Annotated in this window: 11 protein-coding genes and 1 tRNA gene; 10 read left to right on the forward strand and 2 right to left on the reverse strand. The window is 65.4% G+C overall.

From position 1 onward, the window contains the following. Window positions 1-37: 37 nt before the first annotated feature. Window positions 38-625, reverse strand: coding sequence for a D-alanyl-D-alanine carboxypeptidase family protein (locus tag ACFY5D_RS17050; protein ID WP_387532506.1), 588 nt, complete (start codon window positions 623-625; stop codon window positions 38-40). Between the two features lie 313 nt (window positions 626-938). Here ACFY5D_RS17050 and ACFY5D_RS17055 point away from each other — a divergent pair, with 313 nt between their 5' ends. From ACFY5D_RS17055 to ACFY5D_RS17065, 3 genes are all read left to right on the forward strand, one after another. Beyond that, entirely contained in the window at window positions 939-2,162 is a 1,224-nt protein-coding gene (locus ACFY5D_RS17055) for a sensor histidine kinase (protein ID WP_387532509.1), read from the forward strand. After that, a complete protein-coding gene (locus tag ACFY5D_RS17060; protein ID WP_387532512.1) occupies window positions 2,159-2,824 on the forward strand; it encodes a response regulator in 666 nt (221 codons plus the stop codon). The genes ACFY5D_RS17055 and ACFY5D_RS17060 overlap by 4 nt, the downstream gene beginning before the upstream one ends. Before the next feature lie 369 nt (window positions 2,825-3,193). Beyond that, entirely contained in the window at window positions 3,194-4,042 is an 849-nt protein-coding gene (locus tag ACFY5D_RS17065) for a slipin family protein (protein WP_387532515.1), read from the forward strand. Between the two features lie 83 nt (window positions 4,043-4,125). Here ACFY5D_RS17065 and ACFY5D_RS17070 read toward each other — a convergent pair. Next, window positions 4,126-4,201 (reverse strand) — tRNA-Arg (locus ACFY5D_RS17070). A gap of 202 nt (window positions 4,202-4,403) precedes the next feature. Between ACFY5D_RS17070 and argS the strand changes: the two genes are divergently transcribed. The 7 genes from argS to prfA all read left to right on the forward strand — a co-directional run bounded on the left by argS (window position 4,404) and on the right by prfA (window position 14,526). After that, entirely contained in the window at window positions 4,404-6,044 is a 1,641-nt protein-coding gene (gene argS / locus ACFY5D_RS17075) for an arginine--tRNA ligase (protein WP_387532518.1), read from the forward strand. Window positions 6,045-6,047: 3 nt separating this feature from the next. After that, window positions 6,048-7,469 (forward strand): diaminopimelate decarboxylase, encoded by a 1,422-nt coding sequence (lysA, locus tag ACFY5D_RS17080; RefSeq protein WP_387532520.1) that lies wholly within the window; start codon window positions 6,048-6,050, stop codon window positions 7,467-7,469. Window positions 7,470-7,477: 8 nt separating this feature from the next. Then, window positions 7,478-8,764 (forward strand): homoserine dehydrogenase, encoded by a 1,287-nt coding sequence (locus ACFY5D_RS17085; RefSeq protein WP_387532523.1) that lies wholly within the window; start codon window positions 7,478-7,480, stop codon window positions 8,762-8,764. Then, complete coding sequence (gene thrC / locus ACFY5D_RS17090; RefSeq protein WP_387532527.1) at window positions 8,765-9,865, forward strand: threonine synthase; 1,101 nt, start codon at window positions 8,765-8,767, stop codon at window positions 9,863-9,865. A 29-nt stretch (window positions 9,866-9,894) separates the two neighbouring features. Then, a complete protein-coding gene (thrB, locus tag ACFY5D_RS17095) occupies window positions 9,895-10,830 on the forward strand; it encodes a homoserine kinase (RefSeq protein ID WP_387532530.1) in 936 nt (311 codons plus the stop codon). Window positions 10,831-11,155: 325 nt separating this feature from the next. Beyond that, window positions 11,156-13,309, forward strand: a complete 2,154-nt coding sequence (gene rho, locus ACFY5D_RS17100) for a transcription termination factor Rho (RefSeq protein ID WP_387532533.1) — start codon at window positions 11,156-11,158, stop codon at window positions 13,307-13,309. 134 nt (window positions 13,310-13,443) lie between these two features. Then, the gene (prfA, locus tag ACFY5D_RS17105) at window positions 13,444-14,526 is read left to right on the forward strand and encodes a peptide chain release factor 1 (protein ID WP_387532535.1); all 1,083 of its coding nucleotides are present in this window, start codon (window positions 13,444-13,446) and stop codon (window positions 14,524-14,526) included. Window positions 14,527-14,530: the final 4 nt, after the last annotated feature.

Genomic DNA, 14,530 nt, shown 5'->3' on the forward strand with positions numbered 1-14,530 from the left:
AAGGCGGCGGTGTCCTCAAGCGCACGCTACCCCCGGTCTAGTTGCTGCCCCCGTAGGTCCAGTGCCACGGTTCGCCCCGGACCGTGTTCCTGAAACCGAAGGATCCGGCCCGGGATTCCATCCAACGCAACGCATCGCCGTCCAGCTTCAAATCGACGCTCAGTCCCAACCCATGGTCGCTTTCCCCGACGGGGGCCGCGGTTCCCCCGTCCGAGAGCAGGCCGTGGCGCTTGATGAGACCTTCCTGCTCGGACAAGGTGCGGTACGCGGAATTGACCTGAAGCTCGTGGCCGTCCCTCTGCAAGGCCTTTTTCATCCTGGTGAACCGTTCGGCCGCCTCGGGAATCAATTTGCGGCCGGGAGCTATTTCCACCAACTCGGATGCGGGGATTTTCCCGTTGCCATATATGGCACCGAGCATGCCGATGTCCTCGGTGCCAAGCCCGACGGCAGTGGCTGTCGGTGTATCCGCATATCCGGATGCCCCGAATTCCTTCGCCGGCCACAAGGCGTAGGCGAAACCAACCAGCGATGCGATGAGTATCGTCAGGGAGGTGGCCACAATGCCTATCCGCAGCATTCGGGAGAAGGGCGAGCGTGGCATTTGCGAAGGAAATCTCATCATGTTCCAATCCTTCGCGTTTTCGGCTTCCGGCACATCAGGCCACGGTATCTACATCAAAACCACCGGATGGTACCTAGGACTGAGGCTCCCGGTACCGCAGGCCGATAACGTCGGCACGCAATTACGCCTAACGTTGGAGTATGCAGATCCCTGATTTTTTCGCCGTCCGCGTGGTGCCGCACCAGCCAAACGGTGCACCGGCTCGATTGGACGTCGGCGTTTGGGCGTGAAGCAGGTACTGCCCGTTCGGCCAACACGGTCCTGGATTCGATGGCAGCCAGACGCAATAGTTGCGGTCGTTTTCATCTCCGTCGTGGTTTTCGGGCATGAGTATTTCCTGGGCTGGCCGGGTTCCTGGAGTGGTTCCCAGCCCGTTCCCGCCGACTCGGTGGTGTTCATCGGAATTGCCGCGCTCGCGGTGGCATGCGCCCGGGCCATGCCCGGCCTGGCGATTTCTTTGATTTGGCTTTCAACCTTGCTGCAGGTCAACAACAGGTTCGACATCCTTCTAAGCCAGTTGGCCACGCTATATGTGGTGGGCATGGCGGCACGTTTCGGCAGCCGAATGTGGGTTGCGCTTTCGGGGTTGTCTATCATCCTGGGCTCGGCCCTGGGCACGCTGTACATGATCCGTGTCGATTCGTGGCTGGTGGGCCCCGTCATCCGCGCCGTGGAGTACAACCAATGGCCCAGCAACAACCAGATGATCGCGGTCTTTATCGCGACGGCGACGATGATGACCCTGCCCTGGCTGCTCGGCTTGATGATCCGGCTCTTTGCCGGCAAGCAATCTGCAGAGCTGTACACGGCCCAGGCGCGTGAAGAGGCCGACAATGCGCTGGAACTTGCCCGGCTGCGTGCCGAGAACGCCGCACTGGCACGCGACGTGCATGACGTGGTGGGGCACTCCCTGGCGGTGATCATTGCCCAGGCGGACGCGATCCGCTTCATCCCGGATTCGGATGTCGCAAAGATCCGTGAAACGACGGGAACCATAGCCGACGCGGCCCGCCGTTCCCTGGGCGAGGTGCGCCACGTGTTGTCGCAAACCGCCGAATCGGGGACACCCGATCGGGGGAGAGTAAGCAGCCCTGCCCTGAAAACGGCGCAGCTCGGTCTCCTGCCACCGAGGACCTCGGATGTCTCGGCGATCCTGGACAATGTCAGGGCGACCGGATACCAAGTCACCGAAGAAACGCTGGGGGAACCGGTGCCGTTGCCGGCCGGGCTGCTTCCGGTCATCAGGCGCATCATCCAGGAGATGCTGGCGAACGCGCTGCACCACGGAACGGAAACGACTCCCATCTATGTCCGCCATTACTGGGGCACCACGAGCTACACGCTCAGCGTGACAAACTACTTTGAGGTTTCCGCACCGAACCCGCGCAGCGGAACCGGCCTCGGCGGCATGCGCGAGCGGCTTGCCTCCGTTGCCGGAACGCTCAGCATCGACACTGATGAAGGCGTCGGGGACGCCCCGAGCATCTTCACGATCGCCGCAACTTTTCCGCTAAACAATGAATGGACGGGCCGTTGAACGACCAATTGATCAGTGTTGTGTTGGTCGACGACCAGCAGCTTTTTCGTTCCGGGCTGGCAATCATCGTGGGCGCGCAAAAGGACATGGAAGTGGTGGGGCAGGCCGCCGACGGCACCGAGGCGTTGGAAGCCATCGCCGCGCACAAGCCGGACGTGGTGCTCATGGATGTGCAGATGTCGCCCATGGGAGGTGTCGAGGCTACGCGCAAGATCTTCTCGAACACCACCGGCAGATTCGAAAAGATCCCCAAGGTCATCATGCTCACCACCTTCGACTGGGACCAGCATGCGGCCACGGCGGTCCGGCACGGCGCCAGCGGGTTCCTCCTGAAGGACAGCACCCCGGAGTTTGTGTGTGAATCGATCAGGGCGGTGCATGCGGGGAATTCGGTGATTGCGCCCCAGAATCTTGCCGCGCTGCTCGAGGCCGAACCGGTGCCGGTGCCCGATGTCCCCGCGTTGTTCGACGAACTCACGGAGCGCGAAAAGGAGGTCTTTGCGGCGGTGGCGCTGGGCCTGGCGAACCAGGAAATTTCGGCAAAACTGTTCCTGAGCGAATCGACGGTCAAAACCCACATCGGGGCGATTCTGCGCAAGCTCGACCTGCGAGACCGGGTCCAGATTGTCGTTTACTCATACGAAAACGGGATTCGCCGCTAACCGGGATCGGCCCACCTGTTTGTCGGTGTATCGAGCATCACGTGGCGTGGATGCGGGGGATTGTCGGTAGTGGCTGTAAGGTTCGAAGCAGCCAATGCACCTTTCTCAAGGTTTGTTGCGGTTAGACCCCCACTGAGATTCGCCGTCGCTGTGGGGGTCGTTCTATTTAACTTCCGAGTTGATTCCGGCTTGAACCGGCAGCATGTTCTAGGGTCTTTGGACCCTCCACCGGAAGTGTATCCGGGCATACATTGAGGTTAGCGACCATGCGCCTCATACGAACCCGTCGCGGCGCCACCATCCGTCCGACCGCCACCCGCGGTCCGCATGTCCTACGTTTGGGAGCTTCAGCCGTCATAAGGACATGCCATGACACTCACCATCGTCATCTACGCGGTCATCATCTTCCTGGCGATCATTCTTGCCAAGCTGGCGGTCCACGTGGTCAAGCAATATGAAAAGGGCGTGGTCTTCCGCCTGGGCCGCGTCATCGGCGCCAGGAACCCGGGCCTCATCGTCATCATCCCCGTGATCGACCGGCTGACGAAGGTCTCCCTGCGAATCATCACGCTACCCATCCAGTCCCAGGGCATCATCACGCGGGACAACGTCAGCGTCGATATCTCTGCGGTCGCGTACTTCCGTGTCGTCGATGCCGTGAAGTCGGTGGTTGCCATCGAAAACGTCTACGCGGCCATCGACCAAATCGCCCAGACCACCCTGCGCAAGGTGGTTGGCCAGCACACCCTTGATGAGACGCTGGCCGAAACGGACGTCATCAACTCGGGGATCCGAGAAATCCTGGACGTGACAACGATCGAATGGGGAATCGAGGTGACCCTGGTCGAGCTCAAGGACATCCAACTCCCGGAGAGCATGAAACGCGCGATGGCCCGCCAGGCCGAGGCCGAACGTGAGAAGCGGGCAAAGATCATCGCCGCCCAGGGCGAGTCCCTGGCGGCCGCGGCGCTCGGCGATGCATCGGACACCATGATGGCCCACCCGCTGGCCCTTCAATTGAGGAACCTCCAGACGCTGGTGGAGCTCGGTGTCGACAAGAACTCGACCGTGGTCTTCCCCGCCCCACTGATGAGCACCATCAGCGAATTGGGCACCTTCCTGGCCCGCGAAAACGACTCCGCGAAGCATGCAGCGGCATCCGTGACAACAATTGCCGCAAAGCAGGGCGACGAGGAAGGCCGCCACCTGGCCGCATAGTGCAGGGATCTTCCCGGGCGGTTCGGGTAAAACAAAAAACCCCTTGTTTCGCGTATGATTGCTGCGAAACAAGGGGTTTTCCTTGGTGCCCTCGAAAGGATTCGAACCTTCGACCTTCCGCTCCGGAGGCGGACGCTCTATCCCCTGAGCTACGAGGGCGTGCTGGGCTTCGGTAGCCGATTTCTCGGCAAACGAATCATTTCCAGCTGGGAACGTAAAAGAGCTTAGCAGGTGTGAAGTGCCGAATCACAAATCGGCGGCCGACGCGGCGGGGGAGTGGGGCAAATGCGGGCTTGATGTGTGCGACATCGCGGCGTCACAACAGCAAAAGACGCGCGCGGCCACGGGTTATCCTTGAGGGGTGACTCCTGAAGAACTCTCCACAGCCATTTCCGCTTGCCTCCGCGACGCTGTCGCCGCTGGCCAGATTTCCGTTGAAGTACCCGAGATTGTGCGTGTGGAGCGACCGAAGAGTCGCGAGCACGGCGATTGGGCCACCAACATCGCCCTGCAGCTGGGCAAGAAGGCCGGGATGAACCCGCGCGACTTCGCCCAGATCCTGGCCGAGCGCCTGGCGGACGCCGCCGGCGTCGCCAAGGTCGACATCGCAGGTCCCGGCTTCCTGAACATCACCCTCGAGGCGGGCGCCGCGGGCGAGCTCGCCAAGACCATTGTCGAGGCCGGCGCCGCCTACGGCACCAACGAGGCACTGGTCGGCCACAACATCAACATGGAGTTCGTCTCCGCGAACCCGACCGGCCCGCTGCACATCGGCCACACCCGCTGGGCCGCCCTCGGCGACTCGATCGCGCGCGTGCTCAAGGCCAGCGGCGCAAACGTCACCTCCGAGTACTACATCAACGACGCCGGCAACCAGATGAACATCTTTGCCCAGTCCGTCTACAACCGCCTGCACGGCCTGCCGGTGCCGGACGGTGGGTACCCGGGCGAATACATCATGGAGCTGGCCCACGCCGTCACCTCCGCGCACCCGGACATCCGCGAACTCACCGAGGTGGCCGCACTGCCGGTCATCCGCCACGCCGCCTACGTGGCGCAGATGGCCGACATCAGGGAGACGCTGAACGACTTCGGCGTCGAGTTCGACGTGTTCTTCTCCGAGGAAGAGCTGCACTCCGGCGGCGCCGTCGAGGATGCCGTGGCCCGCCTGCGCGAGCAGGGCCACATCGACGACACCGACGGTGCCGTGTGGCTGCGCACCACGGACTTCGGCGACGACAAGGACCGCGTGCTGATCCGCGCCAACGGCGAGCCCACCTACTTCGCCGCCGACGCCGCCTACTACCTGTCCAAGAAAGACCGCGGCTTCACCGAGAAGATCTACCTGCTCGGCGCCGACCACCACGGCTACGTCAACCGCCTCAAGGCCATCGCCGCCGCCGCGGGCGACGACCCGAAGGTCAACATCGAGGTGCTGATCGGCCAGCTGATCTCCGTGAACGGCGCCCGCCTGTCCAAGCGCGCCGGCAACATCATCGAGCTGCGCGACCTGATCAACTGGCTCGGCGCCGACGCGCTGCGCTACTCGCTGGGCCGCTACCCGGCCGATTCGCCGATGACGATCGACCCGGAGCAGCTGAAGAAGAACACCAACGACAACCCGGTGTTCTACGTCCAGTACGCCCACGCGCGCTCGGCCGCCGCGGCCCGCAACGCCGTCGAGAAGGGTGTCACCCGCACCGACTTCGACGCCACGCTGCTGACCCACGAGACCGAGAACGACCTGCTGGCCGCCCTCGGGCAGTTCCCGTCCGTCGTCGCGCAGGCCGCGACGCACCGCGAACCGCACCGCGTGGCCCGCCACATCGAGCTGCTGGCCGGCGCCTACCACTCCTGGTACGCGGCCTGCCGCGTCACCCCGATCGGCGACGAGCCGGTCGAGGCCATCCACCGCACCCGACTATGGCTGAACGACGCCACCACCCAGGTCCTGGCCAACGGCCTTGGCCTGCTGGGTGTGTCCGCGCCGGAGAAGATGTAACCCATGGCTATTTCCCCCCTCGCACCCAAGTGGCTGACCTTCCCGGAGGACGCCAACGCCCTGCGCCCGATCGAGTGGGCCGCGGGAGTGGCCCGGACCGAGGGCGGGGAACTGGCCGTCCAGGGCCTGCCGGTCTCGCAGCTCGCCCAGGAGTTCGGCACCCCGCTGTTCGTGCTTGACGAGAACGACTTCCGCGCCCGCGCCCGCGGCTTCAAGCAGGCATTCGACGCCGCCTTTGCCGACCTGTGCGGCGGCGTGGACGTCTACTACGCCGGCAAGGCGTTCCTGAGCACCGAGGTGGCCCGCTGGGTCACCGCCGAGGGCCTGCGCCTGGACACCTGTTCCGGCGGGGAAATGGCCGTGGCCCGCGTGGCAGGCGTGCCCGCGGCGAACCTCTCGCTGCACGGCAACAACAAGTCCGTCAGCGAGATCGGCACCGCCATCGAGGCCGGCGTCGGGCGCATCGTCGTCGACTCGCTCGACGAGCTCGAGCGCGTCGCGGTGCTGGCCCGGGAGGCCGGCAAGCGCGCCAACGTCATGCTGCGGCTGACCCCGGGCGTGCACGCCAGCACCCACGAGTTCATCGCCACGGCGCACGAGGACCAGAAGTTCGGGCTCTCCATGATCCCCGTGGGCGGGGACGTTTCCCCGGCCGCGGCCGCCGTCAATTTCGCGCTGGAGCAGGAGGAGCTGAACCTGCTGGGCCTGCACGCCCACATCGGCTCGCAGATCTTCGAGGCGGAGGGCTTTGCCATGGCCGCCCAGAAGCTGCTCGGCTTCCTGGCCGGGATCAAGGAAATCCACGGCGTGGAGCTCCCGGAACTGGACCTGGGCGGCGGCTACGGCATCGCCTACACCGAGGTCGACACCCCGAGCTCCCCGGCTACGCTGGCCGCGGCCATGGCCAAGGTCGTCGGCGAAACCGCCCTCGAGCTGGGCATCGCCGTGCCGCGCATCTCCATCGAACCGGGCCGTGCCATCGCCGGCAGCTCCACCTTCACCCTCTACGAGGCCGGCGTGCGCAAGTCCGTCCAGGTGGAAACCGAGGACGGCACCCTGGTGCCGCGCCGCTACGTTTCGGTCGACGGCGGCATGAGCGACAACGCCCGCCCGGTGCTCTACGACGCCGACTACACGGCCGTGCTGGCGTCCCGTGTGACGGCAAGTGAACCGATTATTTCCCGCGTGGTTGGCAAACACTGCGAGTCCGGTGACATAGTCGTAAGGGACGTTTACCTGCCCGAGGATGTTGCCGCCGGCGATCTGCTCGCCGTACCGGGAACCGGGGCCTACTGCTGGGCATTGGCCAGCAATTACAACTACCTTGGTCGCCCGGCCGTTGTTGCGGTGCGCGACGGTGCCGCACGCGCCATCATCCGCAGGGAAACCGAAGCCGATCTGTTGGCCCGCGACTTGGGAGCATAGTTAGAAACGTGAAGACACTGAAGGTGGCCCTGCTTGGCTGCGGCAACGTGGGTGCCCAGGTGGCACGCATCCTGCTGGACGACGCATCGGTGCTTGCCGACCGCGCAGGGGCAAAGCTCGAATTGACGGGCATTGCAGTACGCAATGTAGCAACCCAGCGCGACGGGCAGATTCCCGCCGAGCTGTTCACCACCGACTCGGCCGCCCTGGTCGACGACGCGGACATCGTCATCGAGCTGCTCGGCGGCCTCGAGCCCGCCGGCGAGCTGATCGGCCGCGCGCTGAGCCGCGGCGCCTCGGTCATCACCGGCAACAAGGCGCTGCTTGCGGCCCGCGGAGCGGAGCTGAGCGCCCTGGCCTTCGCCAACGACGCCCAGCTGCGCTACGAGGCCGCCGTCGCCGGCGCCATCCCGATCCTGCGCCCCATCTCCGACTCGCTCTCCGGCGACCGGATCACCAAGGTCATGGGCATCGTCAACGGCACCACCAACTTCATCCTCGACGCCATGGACACCACCGGCGCCCAGTTCGCCGACGTCCTTGCCGAGGCACAGGCCCTGGGCTACGCCGAGGCCGACCCGACGGCCGACGTCGAGGGGCACGATGCCGCGGCCAAGGCCGCGATCCTCGCGTCGCTGTCGTTCCACACCGATTTCGCCCTGGAAAACGTGTACTGCGAAGGCATCTCGAAGATCACCGCCGGCGACGTGGCTGCCGCCAAGGACGCCGGAATGGTCATCAAGCTGCTGGCCATCGCCGAACGCGGGGAGAACGGCATCGGCGTGCGCGTGCACCCGACGCTGCTGCGCCGCACCCACCCGCTGGCCGCCGTGCACGGCGCGTTCAACGCGGTCTTCGTCGAGGCGGAAAACGCCGGCGAGCTGATGTTCTACGGTCGCGGCGCCGGCGGTTCGCCGACCGCCTCCGCCGTGCTGGGCGACACCGTCGCCGTGGCGCGCCGCGTGGTCTCCGGCGGCCCGCTGCCGGCCATCTCCGCCCAGCAGTCCGTGCCGGTCATGGACTTCGCCCAGGCCGCAACCAGCTACGCCATCGGCCTGCGCGTCACCGACGAACCCGGCGTGCTCGCCTCGATCGCCACGATCTTTGCCACGCACGGCGTCTCCATCGAGGCCCTGCGCCAGACCGTGAACCCGGATGCGGCAACCTCGGTTGCCGAGCTGCGCATCGTCACCCACCGCTCCACCGAATCCGCCCTCGCCGCCACCGTTGCGGCCGTGGCGGAGTTGGCTGCCGTCCAAGAAGTAATCTCTGTCCTGCGAGTTGAAGGAAACTAAGTGGCCCACCAGTGGCGCGGAGTCATCCGCGAATATGCCGACCGCCTGCCCGTTGACGAAAACACTAAGGTCATCACCCTTGGCGAGGGCGGAACGCCCCTGGTGTTCGCCCCGGCACTGAGCGAACTGACAGGTTCGACGGTCTACCTCAAGGTAGAGGGCATGAACCCGACCGGGTCCTTCAAGGACCGCGGCATGACCATGGCCATGACCGCCGCCGTTGCGGCCGGCGCCAAGGCAGTGGTGTGCGCCTCCACCGGCAACACCTCGGCCTCGGCCGCCGCCTACGCAACCCAGGCCGGCCTCAAGTGCGCCGTGCTGGTTCCGGACGGAAAGATCTCCATGGGCAAGATGTCCCAGGCGATCGCGCACGGCGCGGACATCATCCAGATCGACGGCAACTTCGACAACTGCCTCGAGGTCGCACGCAAGCTCAGCGAAAACTACCCGGTGTTCCTGGTGAACTCGGTGAACCCCGCGCGCATCGAGGGCCAGAAGACCGGCGCGTTCGAGGTCGTCGACTACCTGGGCGACGCCCCGGACTACCACGTGCTGCCGGTGGGCAACGCGGGCAACATCACCGCCTACTGGAAGGGCTACAAGGAGTACTCCTCCGAGTACACCAACCAGGCCGGCGACGTGCTGGCACCGGTGTCCACCAAGACCCCGATCATGTGGGGCTTCCAGGCCGCCGGCGCCGCACCGATCGTGCTGGGCCACCCGGTGACCGAACCGGACACCATCGCCACCGCCATCCGCATCGGCAACCCCGCATCCTGGAAGCAGGCCGAGGAGGCCCGCGACGAGTCCGGCGGAATCATCGACTCGGTGACCGACGTCGAAATCCTCGCCGCGCACCGTTGGCTCTCCTCCCGCGAGGGCGTCTTCGTGGAGCCGGGCTCCGCCGCCGGTGTTGCCGGGCTGATCAAGCACCACGCCGCAGGGAACGTGCCGACGGGCAAGACCATCGTGGTCACCGTGACCGGCCACGGCCTGAAGGACCCGGACTGGGCCCTGAAGACCGAAGACGGTTCCGAGGTAACACCCACCAAGGTCGAATTCGATGTTGTCGCCGTTGCCGGCGCGCTCGGCCTGGCCTAAACGCATTTCACCAAGGGAATAAACGCAACATGGCGCAAATACAGGCCGGACAGACGATTGCCGTGCACGTGCCGGCAACGACGGCCAACCTGGGGCCGGGCTTCGACGTCTTGGGCATGGCGCTGTCGGTGTTCGACACGCTGGTGGTCCACACGCTCGCGGAGCCCGGGGTAGTGGTTCGGATGACGGGGGAGGGCGCGGACACGCTGCCCACCGACGAAACCCACCTGATCGCCAAGACCATCCTGGAACGCTGGGCCGAGCTCGGCTACGAGGCCTGCGGCCTGCGCCTTGAAGCGACGAACCGCATTCCCCACGGCCGCGGCATGGGCTCCAGCGCCGCCGCCATGGTCAGTGCGTTGGCCGCGGCCAACGCACTGCTTCCCGCCGACGCGCAGGAGGGCCTGGACGAAATTTTCCAGGCCTCCGCGCGCTGGGAAGGCCACCCGGACAACGTGGCCCCTGCCGTCTTCGGCGGGCTCACGCTGTCATGGGTCGACGGGAACGGGTTCGGCACCCTCAACGGGGTGCTGCACGAATCGATCGTCCCGGTCATCGCGATCCCGGACGTCGAACTTTCCACGCATGCGGCCCGCGGCCTGCTGCCGGAAACGGTTCCGCATGCCGTTGCCGCAGCGAACGGCGGCCGTGTGGGCCTTTTGATCCACGCATTGGCCCACGAGCCGAGCGCCTTGCTGCTTGGCACCGAGGACTTCTTGCACCAGTCCTTCCGCGCCCCGGCCATGGCGCCGAGCGCCGCACTGATCGCCCACCTGCGCTCGCTTGGCCACGCAGCGGTCGTATCGGGTGCCGGACCCACGGTGCTGGTGCTGTGTGCCGGGACCGAGGAAGCGGAACTCGTGGCGCGGATCATCGCGGAACATGCCGCGGATCACCGCGAAACTTCTTGGCGTGTCCAGATTCCGTCTGTGCCGCAAAGCGGTGTTAGAGTAGAAGTGCTTTAGCACAAGTCTCTAAAAGAACCACTCCAGATCTTGGGAATGGTTCACTGCGATTAGTGCAACCGTCATCCGCCGCGTTTTGCGGTGCCTGACCGCCGCCAAACCGTTTTTAGCCAGGCGCGCAAGCACCCTCACACCATCCGATTGAGTTCATCGTCTTTGATGGGCGTTCAATCCTTTGATGTGTCCCACGCACGATCGACCGAGGTATTGGCCCTCACCGGGTCCATGCACGGTTCAACCTTTCCCGCATCTGAAGCGGGCAAGGGCAGTCAAACGTTGCGGATCTCTCTGATGCGATCCGCCCGACGAGGGGGAAGGAACCTTCGTGACCGAAACCACCAGCCTGAATGCAGGCGTGGAAGAAAACAACGCATCCAAGGGCGGCGGACTTGCCGGCCTTAAGCTTGCACAATTGCAGGCGCTTGCGTCCCAGCTGGGTATCACCGGCGGATCCCGGATGCGCAAGAGCGATCTTGTCACCGCGATTTCCAACCACCAGCGCGGCGGCTCCGTAGCCGACCGCGATGCCAAGGCCAAGGCCGAACCGAAGGTGGAAGCCGCAGCCGAAACCAAGACCGCGGCCAAGGCGCCGGCCCGGCGCACCGCCAAGGCGGCAGCGGAAACCAAGACCGAGGCCCCGGCCGAGGCTTCGGAGGCAGCAGCCTCCGAGGAGCGTGCACCGCGCCGCGGCCGCAGCCGCCGTGCGGAGTCCACCGGAACCGTTGCCGCGCCGGCAGCGGCAACCGAAACCGCCGAAGCCGCCGAGGCACCCGCCGCCGAGGAGCGCGCACCGCGCCGCAACTCCCGCAACCGCCGCGCCGAGTCCGCTCCGAGCGCGCCTGCAGCCGAGAAGCCGGCAACGGCAAACGTCGAGGCCGCCGAAACCGCAACCGCCGTTGCAACCGAGGGCGAGACCGCCGAGGGCACCCACGAGGGCCGCCCGGAGCGCACCGAGCGCCACGACCGCAACCGCAACCGCCGCGATCGCAACCGCAACCGCCGCGAAAGCAACGTCGAGCACACCGAAACCGTCGAGGCCCCCGAGGCCGCCGAGGAAAAGGTTGCCGAAAAGCCTGTTGAGAAGGCCGAAGAGCGCGTTCGTGAAACCGCCGAGGACCGCAACGCCAACCGCCGCGAGCGCAACCGCGAACGCAACGAGCGCAACCGCGAGCGCAACCGCGAACGCAACGAGCGTGGCGCCAGCGAGCGCGGCAACGACCGTGGCGAGCGCAATGAACGTGGCGATCGCAACGACCGCAATGACCGCAACTCGCGCAACCGCCGCAACCGCAATCAGCCGGATGTCGACGATACCGAGATGAACGAAAACGACGTGCTGTTGCCGGTCGCCGGCATCCTGGACGTGCTGGACAACTACGCGTTCATCCGCACCACCGGCTACCTGGCCGGCCCGAACGACGTCTACGTGACCCTGAACCAGGTCAAGAAGTACAACCTGCGCAAGGGCGACGCCGTGGTCGGCGCCATCCGTGCACCGCGCGAGAACGAAAACGTCAACACCCGCGCCAAGTTCAACGCACTGGTGAAGCTGACGGCCATCAACGGCAAGTCCCCGGAAGAGAACGCCAACCGCGTCGACTTCTCCAAGCTTGTGCCGCTGTACCCGAAGGACCGCCTGCGCCTGGAGACCGACCCGAAGCTGGTCGGCCCGCGTGTCATCGACCTGGTTGCCCCGATCGGCAAGGGCCAGCGCGGCCTGATCGTTTCGCCGCCCAAGGCCGGCAAGACGCTGATCCTGCAGTCGATCGCGAACGCCATCACCATCAACAACCCCGAGGTCCACCTCATGATGGTTCTGGTTGACGAGCGTCCCGAAGAAGTCACCGACATGCAGCGCACCGTCAAGGGCGAGGTCATTGCCTCGACCTTCGACCGCCCGGCCGATGACCACACCACCGTCGCCGAGCTCGCCATCGAGCGCGCCAAGCGCCTCGTGGAAATGGGCATGGACGTCGTGGTCCTGCTTGACTCGATGACCCGCCTGGGCCGTGCGTACAACCTGGCGGCCCCGGCCTCCGGACGCATCCTCTCCGGTGGCGTCGATTCCTCGGCGCTGTACCCGCCGAAGCGCTTCTTCGGTGCAGCCCGCAACATCGAAAACGGCGGCTCGCTGACCATCCTGGCCACCGCGCTTGTCGAGACCGGTTCCAAGATGGACGAGGTCATCTTCGAGGAGTTCAAGGGCACCGGCAACATGGAGCTCCGCCTGTCCCGCAAGCTTGCGGACAAGCGCATCTTCCCGGCGGTCGACGTCAACGAGTCCGGCACCCGCCGCGAAGAGAACCTGCTGTCCCCGGACGAGGTTCGCATCATGTGGCGCCTGCGCCGCGTGCTCTCGGGCCTCGACACGCAGCAGGCACTGGAAACCCTCACGGGCAAGATCCGCGAGACCTCTTCCAACGCCGAGTTCCTGATGCTCATCAACAAGACCACGCTGGGTTCCAAGAACGACGCCTAGCTACGCCACACGCCCGGTTTTGCCGTGCCCGCTTTCCGAGCGGGCACGGCGGACCGGGCGTCGGTCGTTAACACCGCATTCCACCTTTTTGTTCCTTAGAATGGAACTAGTCGTCGTGAAAGAAGTTGAAACCCATGTTTGAGTCCGTCAAGGGACTACTCGATGAGCACGCAGCCCTGCAGGCCCAGCTCTCGGATCCCGCCGTTTACCAGGACCAAAGCCTTGCCCGCAAGCTTGGCCGCCGCTCCGCCGAGCTCAACGGCATCGTCGAGGCGCACAAGCGCTGGAAGCAGATGACCGAGGACCTCGAGGCCGCCCGCGAAATGGCCGAGGAAGACCCGGACTTCGCCGACGAGGTCGCCGAGCTCGAAGAGCAGCTGCCTGCCGCCGAGGAAAAGCTTCGCCGCCTGCTGATCCCGCGCGACCCCAACGATGCACGCGATGTCATCCTGGAGGTCAAGGGCGGCGAAGGCGGCGACGAGGCCGCGCTGTTCGCGGCCGACCTGCTGCGCATGTACACCCGCTATGCGGAAGCCAAGGGCTGGAAGACCGAGATGATCTCGTTCAACGAGTCCGACCTCGGCGGCTACAAGGACGCCCAGGTTGCCATCAAGGGCAAGTCGAACGACCCGGCCGAGGGCGTGTACGCACACCTGAAGTTCGAGGGCGGCGTGCACCGAGTCCAGCGCGTGCCGCAGACCGAGTCCCAGGGCCGCATCCACACCTCGGCCGCCGGCGTGTTGATCCTCCCCGAGGTCGACGAGCCGGAAGAGGTCGAGATCCACGCGAACGACCTGAAGATCGACGTGTACCGCGCCTCGGGCCCGGGCGGCCAGTCGGTCAACACCACCGACTCCGCCGTCCGCATCACCCACATCCCCACCGGCATCGTGGTGGCCATGCAGAACGAGAAGTCGCAGCTGCAGAACCGCGAGGCCGGCATGCGCGTGCTGCGTTCGCGCATCCTCGCGCACCACCAGGCGATCATCGACGCGGAGAACTCCGACATCCGCAAGTCGCAGGTGCGCACCATGGACCGCTCCGAGCGCATCCGCACCTACAACTACCCCGAAAACCGCATCGCCGACCACCGCACCGGGTACAAGGCCTACAACCTTGACCAGGTCATGAACGGCGATCTTGATCCGCTGATCAATTCCTGCATCGAAATGGACGAGCAGCAGCGTCTGGATGCCATCGGCGGGGATAAGGACTAAACAG

It is taken from the genome of Paeniglutamicibacter sp. NPDC012692 (genome assembly GCF_042901625.1).
In the GTDB taxonomy this organism is placed as follows: Bacteria; Actinomycetota; Actinomycetes; order Actinomycetales; family Micrococcaceae; genus Paeniglutamicibacter.

What these genes read in the sequence shown, in the direction of transcription:
- prfA (WP_387532535.1), top strand. Translation starts at nt 13,444, where the DNA reads ATGTTTGAGTCCGTCAAGGGACTACTCGATGAGCACGCAGCCCTGCAG.
- ACFY5D_RS17050 (WP_387532506.1), bottom strand. Translation starts at nt 625, where the DNA reads ATGATGAGATTTCCTTCGCAAATGCCACGCTCGCCCTTCTCCCGAATG.
- lysA (WP_387532520.1), top strand. Translation starts at nt 6,048, where the DNA reads ATGGCTATTTCCCCCCTCGCACCCAAGTGGCTGACCTTCCCGGAGGAC.
- ACFY5D_RS17065 (WP_387532515.1), top strand. Translation starts at nt 3,194, where the DNA reads ATGACACTCACCATCGTCATCTACGCGGTCATCATCTTCCTGGCGATC.
- thrB (WP_387532530.1), top strand. Translation starts at nt 9,895, where the DNA reads ATGGCGCAAATACAGGCCGGACAGACGATTGCCGTGCACGTGCCGGCA.